Source organism: Nocardiopsis sp. TNDT3, assembly GCF_003427465.1.
GTDB lineage: Bacteria > Actinomycetota > Actinomycetes > Streptosporangiales > Streptosporangiaceae > Nocardiopsis > Nocardiopsis dassonvillei.
Map to the genome: position 1 here is coordinate 1 of NZ_QPFC01000928.1, position 4,540 is coordinate 4,540.

Below are 4,540 nucleotides of genomic sequence, written 5' to 3' on the forward strand. Positions count from 1 at the left end.
CGCTTCGACCCCACCGCCGCCCCCAGCCGCGAGGAGCCCTTCACCGTCGTCGTCGTGGACGGCGGGCGCATCCCCCCGGGGTCGCGCATACTGGGCGGCGGCTACCGCAACGCCGTCGTCATCGACGTCGCCGACCCGATGCCGCCCGAGGACGACCCCTACACCCTGGCCCTGCGGGTGGAGACCGAGCGCCTGGTGATGCTCTCCCGCGACAACAGCGGCCGCGACACCGAGGAGGTGCTGGGCCGGCCCGACACCCTGAGCCTGACCCGCGCCACCTCCCTGGGCCGCCTGCTCTCGCCCTACCGGATCGGCATGGTCGTCGAGGTCACCGAGCCGCTCACCACCGACTTCGAGCTGACCACGCTCCTGGGCATCCCCGACCTGCACCGGCACGACAGCGAGCGCATGTGGAGCGAGCTGCACGAGAAGGACCGGCTGCGCGTGCCCATCGGCATGAACTCCGACGGCGCGCCGCTGGAGCTGGACCTCAAGGAGTCCGCGCTGGGCGGTATGGGCCCGCACGGCATGCTCATCGGCGCCACCGGTTCGGGCAAGAGCGAGCTGCTGCGCACCCTGGTGCTCGGCCTGGCCCTGACCCACTCGCCGGAGACCCTCAACTTCGTGCTCGTCGACTTCAAGGGCGGCGCGACCTTCATCGGCCTCGACAAGCTCCAGCACACCTCCGCGCTCATCACCAACCTCGCCGACGAGGCCATCCTGGTCGAGCGCATGCAGGACGCCCTGCACGGCGAGCTGGTCCGCCGCCAGGAACAGCTCCGGGCGGCGGGCAACTTCAGCTCCGCGCTGGAGTACGAGAGGGCCCGCGAGACCAACCCCGACATGGAGCCGATGCCCACGCTGTTCGTGGTCGTCGACGAGTTCAGCGAGCTGTTGGCCGCCCACCGCGACTTCATGGACCTGTTCGTCATGATCGGGCGCCTGGGCCGCAGCCTCGGCGTCCACCTGCTGCTGGCCTCCCAGCGCCTGGACGAGGGCCGCATGCACCAGCTGGAGGGCCACCTGTCCTACCGGATCGCGCTGCGCACCTTCTCCGCCATCGAGAGCCGCGGTGTGCTCGGCGTGCCCGACGCCCACCAGCTCCCCTCCGCCCCCGGCAACGGCTACCTCAAGACCGACACCGAGACCCTCACCCGGTTCAAGGCCGCCTACGTCTCCGGTCCCTACCGCGTCAAGCGCCGCGCCACCCGCAGGAGCACGGTCGGCGGCGAGGTGGTGCTCTTCGCGGACACCGCCGTGGCCGCGGCCGTCCCCGAACCCGAGGAGCCCGAGGTCCAGGAGGAGGAGACCAGCGAGTCGCTCCTGGCGACCGCGCTGGCGCGGATGGACGACCTCGGCCCCGCGGCCCGCGAGGTGTGGCTGCCCCCGTTGGAGGTGCCGCTGCTGGTGGACGAGCTGCTCGCCATGGTCGGCACCCGCCTGCCCGAGGGCGGCCTGGCCTGGAGGAAGGAGACGACCCTGCGCGTGCCGCTGGGGATCATCGACCGCCCCTTCGAGCACAAGCGCCTGCCCCTGGTCGCCGACCTGACCGGAGCCGGGGGACACGTCGGCATCGCGGGCGGCCCCCAGAGCGGCAAGAGCACCATGCTGGCCTCGCTCATCCTCACCCTCGCGGTGTGCAACACCCCCGCCCAGGCCCAGTTCTACGGGATCGACTGCGGCGGCGGCGTGCTGACCTCGCTCAAGGACCTGCCGCACATGGGCAGCGTCGTCACGCGCACCGACGAGCGGCGCATCGTCCGCACCATCATGGAGATGAACGAGATCCTCACCAAGCGTGAGGTCTTCTTCGCCGAGAACGGCATCGACTCCATGGGCACCTACCGCAGGCGCCGCGCCGCCGGGGAGTTCGCCGACCAGCCCCACGGCGACGTCTTCCTCGTCATCGACGGCTGGGGCACCATCCGCCAGGACTACGCGGATCTGGTGGGCTCCATCGTCCAGATCGTGCAGCGCGGCCTCAACTACGGCGTGCACGTCGTGGTCGCCTCCCCGCGCTGGGCCGACTTCCACACCGGCGTCCGCGACCTCATGGGCACCCGCTTCGAACTGCGGATGGGCGACCCCGTGGACTCCATGGTCCACATGCGCGCAGCGCAGACCGTGCCCCGCGTGCCCGGGCGCGGCATCACCGACACCAAGCACCACTTCCTCACCGGTCTGCCCCGCGCCGACGGTGACCCCGACTCGGTCACGCTGTCCGAGGGCATGACCGAGCTGGTCGACCGCGTCCGCGCGGCCTGGGACGGGCCCTCCGCCCCGGCGGTGCGCACCCTGCCCGCGATCCTGCACGCCCGTGAACTGCCCGGGTCCGAACTCACCAAGGCGGGCGGCCTCAAGGTGCCCATGGGCCTGGAGAGCCGCCGGATGCAGCCGTTCTGGCACGACTTCGGCGTCACCCCGCACATGCTCGTGGTCGGCGACACCGAGACGGGCAAGACCACGCTGCTGCGCCACATCACCAACGCGATCCGCAGCCACTACGGGCCCACCACCGCCCGGGTCGTGCTGGCCGACCAGCGCCGCCAGCTCTACGACGCGGTGCCCAAGGAGATGCAGCTGGGCTACGCGGTGTCGGGCGAGAACGTCAAGGAGATGATGGCCGCCGCCGCGCAGGCGATGAAGGCGCGCCTGCCCGGGCCCGACATCACCCCCGACCGCATCCGCAAGCGCGACTGGTGGACGGGCCCCGAACTGTTCATCCTCATCGACGACTTCGAGATGGTCTCCGGAAGCGGGCCCAGCCCGCTGGCCCCGCTCCTGCCGATGCTCGGCCAGGGCGCGGAGATCGGCCTGCACGTGGTGCTCGTGCACGCCGCGGGCGGTTTCAGCCGGGCCTCCAGCGATCCCGTCATCCGGACGCTCATCGACTCCAACACGCCCAGCATCCTGCTGTCCGCCCCGCCCTCGGAGGGCATGATGTTCGGTAGCATCCGGGCGCGGACGATGCCCGCGGGGCGCGCCCTGTGGATCGCGCGCCGCGACCCGGTCGAGGTGCAGCTGGCCATCGCCGAGGGCGCCGAGGAGTGACACGCCGGGCCCGCCCGCGTGGCGCGGGCGGGCCCCGCGCGGGGTGTCCGGGCTCCCCGCCTCTTCAGGAGGGGAGCCCGGCCCCGGAACGTGTTCGGGGGCGTCCGGTACGCCGGACGCCCCCTCCCGTGTCTCGGTGTCAGCGCACCGGTTCGTCGGAGCGCATCGGCACCGGCTCGCCCGCGGCGGCGGGACGCCACCCGCGCGCGCGCCCGAGCTTGATCACCGCTCCGCCCAGGACGCACAGCACGATGAGCAGGAGCCCGACGGACACCACGACCGCCGTGGACGGCGCGTCCACCGAGCCCTCGGGGGAGGGGTCGGGGACGAACCCCTCGCCCACCACACCGGCGGGGGCGCCGCCCGGGGCGATGGCCATCGCCGCCAGCGGGTCCACCCTGCCGTGTCCCGACAGCGGGTCCGCGTCCCCCCGCGGCGAGGCGTAGGCCGTGGTGGTCAGCCGCTCGCGCACCTGCGCGGCGCTCAGGTCCGGCTCCCGCGCCATCAGCAGGGCCGCGGCCCCCGCGACGAAGGCCGCGGCCACGCCGTCGCCCGCCGTGGCCACGTGGCCGCCGCCCGGTCCGGTCCCCACCACCCGGTCGCCCGGCGCGGTCAGGTCCACGCGGGCCAGGTCCCCGCTGGGCAGGACCAGCGGTCGCTGGGCCACGGGGAGGCCCTCCACGTCGTGCGCGGCCACGCTCAGCACGGACGCGTGCTGGGCGGGCTGGCCCGGCAGCGGCCCCCGGGAGGTGGGGACCGTCGCGGGGGCCACGACCACGGCTCCGGCCTCCTCGGCGGCGGCCACCGCCGACTCCAGGGCCGACGACGCCTCCCACGTGCCGGTGCCCACCAGGACCACGCGGGCCCCCGAGTCCACCGCGCTCCCGATCCCGGCGGCGATCTCCTGCGCCGAGGCCAGACCGGTCTGCGGGCTGCCGGTGGCCACGGCCGTCACCGACGAGTCCGGAGCCACCCCGACCAGGCCGCTGTCCTCCACGGACCGGGCGGCGACCACTCCTGCCAGCGACGTGCCGAACCCCAGGCAGTCGGCGGACTGCCCGCCCTCCACGGCGTCGGCCAGCGCGGGGGCGCCGCCGTCCACCTCCGGGGCCAGCAGCGCCACGCCCACCCCCTCGCCGGTGCTCAGGTCGTGGGCCCGCGACAGGCCCAGGAAGTGGTGCGTCCAGGGCCGCTGCTCCACGACGTCCCCGCCGGTGGCCGCGCACGGCTGGTTGTCGGCCTTGAAGGGGTGGACCTGCGCGAGCGAGACGGGGTCCTGGGGCGCCTCGGCCGCCGCCGGAGCAGCCGGGAGGGGGGCGAGGAGCCCGAGGGCCAGCGCCGCGGCGGCGGTGCGGCGGCGCCGGGACCGGGTGGTCCCCGGATCGGTGTGTGCGGTCACCTGACGTGTGCTCCAGACTCTCTGGGGGTGTCCTGGGGGCGCTTCGCGCCCGGTGGGGCGGCCCGACGGGGCGCGAAGCGCCCCCAGGAC

Annotated in this window: 2 protein-coding genes; one reads left to right on the forward strand and one right to left on the reverse strand. The window is 74.2% G+C overall.

What is annotated here, in order from left to right; translation table 11 throughout:
* On the forward strand, positions 1 to 3,051 hold a 3,051-nt coding region (gene eccCb, locus DQW06_RS21840; RefSeq protein WP_117199211.1), incomplete at its 5' end, for a type VII secretion protein EccCb.
* 139 nt (positions 3,052 to 3,190) lie between these two features.
* Here eccCb and DQW06_RS21845 read toward each other — a convergent pair.
* Positions 3,191 to 4,450, reverse strand: a complete 1,260-nt coding sequence (locus DQW06_RS21845; protein WP_117199212.1) for a S8 family serine peptidase — start codon at positions 4,448 to 4,450, stop codon at positions 3,191 to 3,193.
* Positions 4,451 to 4,540: the final 90 nt, after the last annotated feature.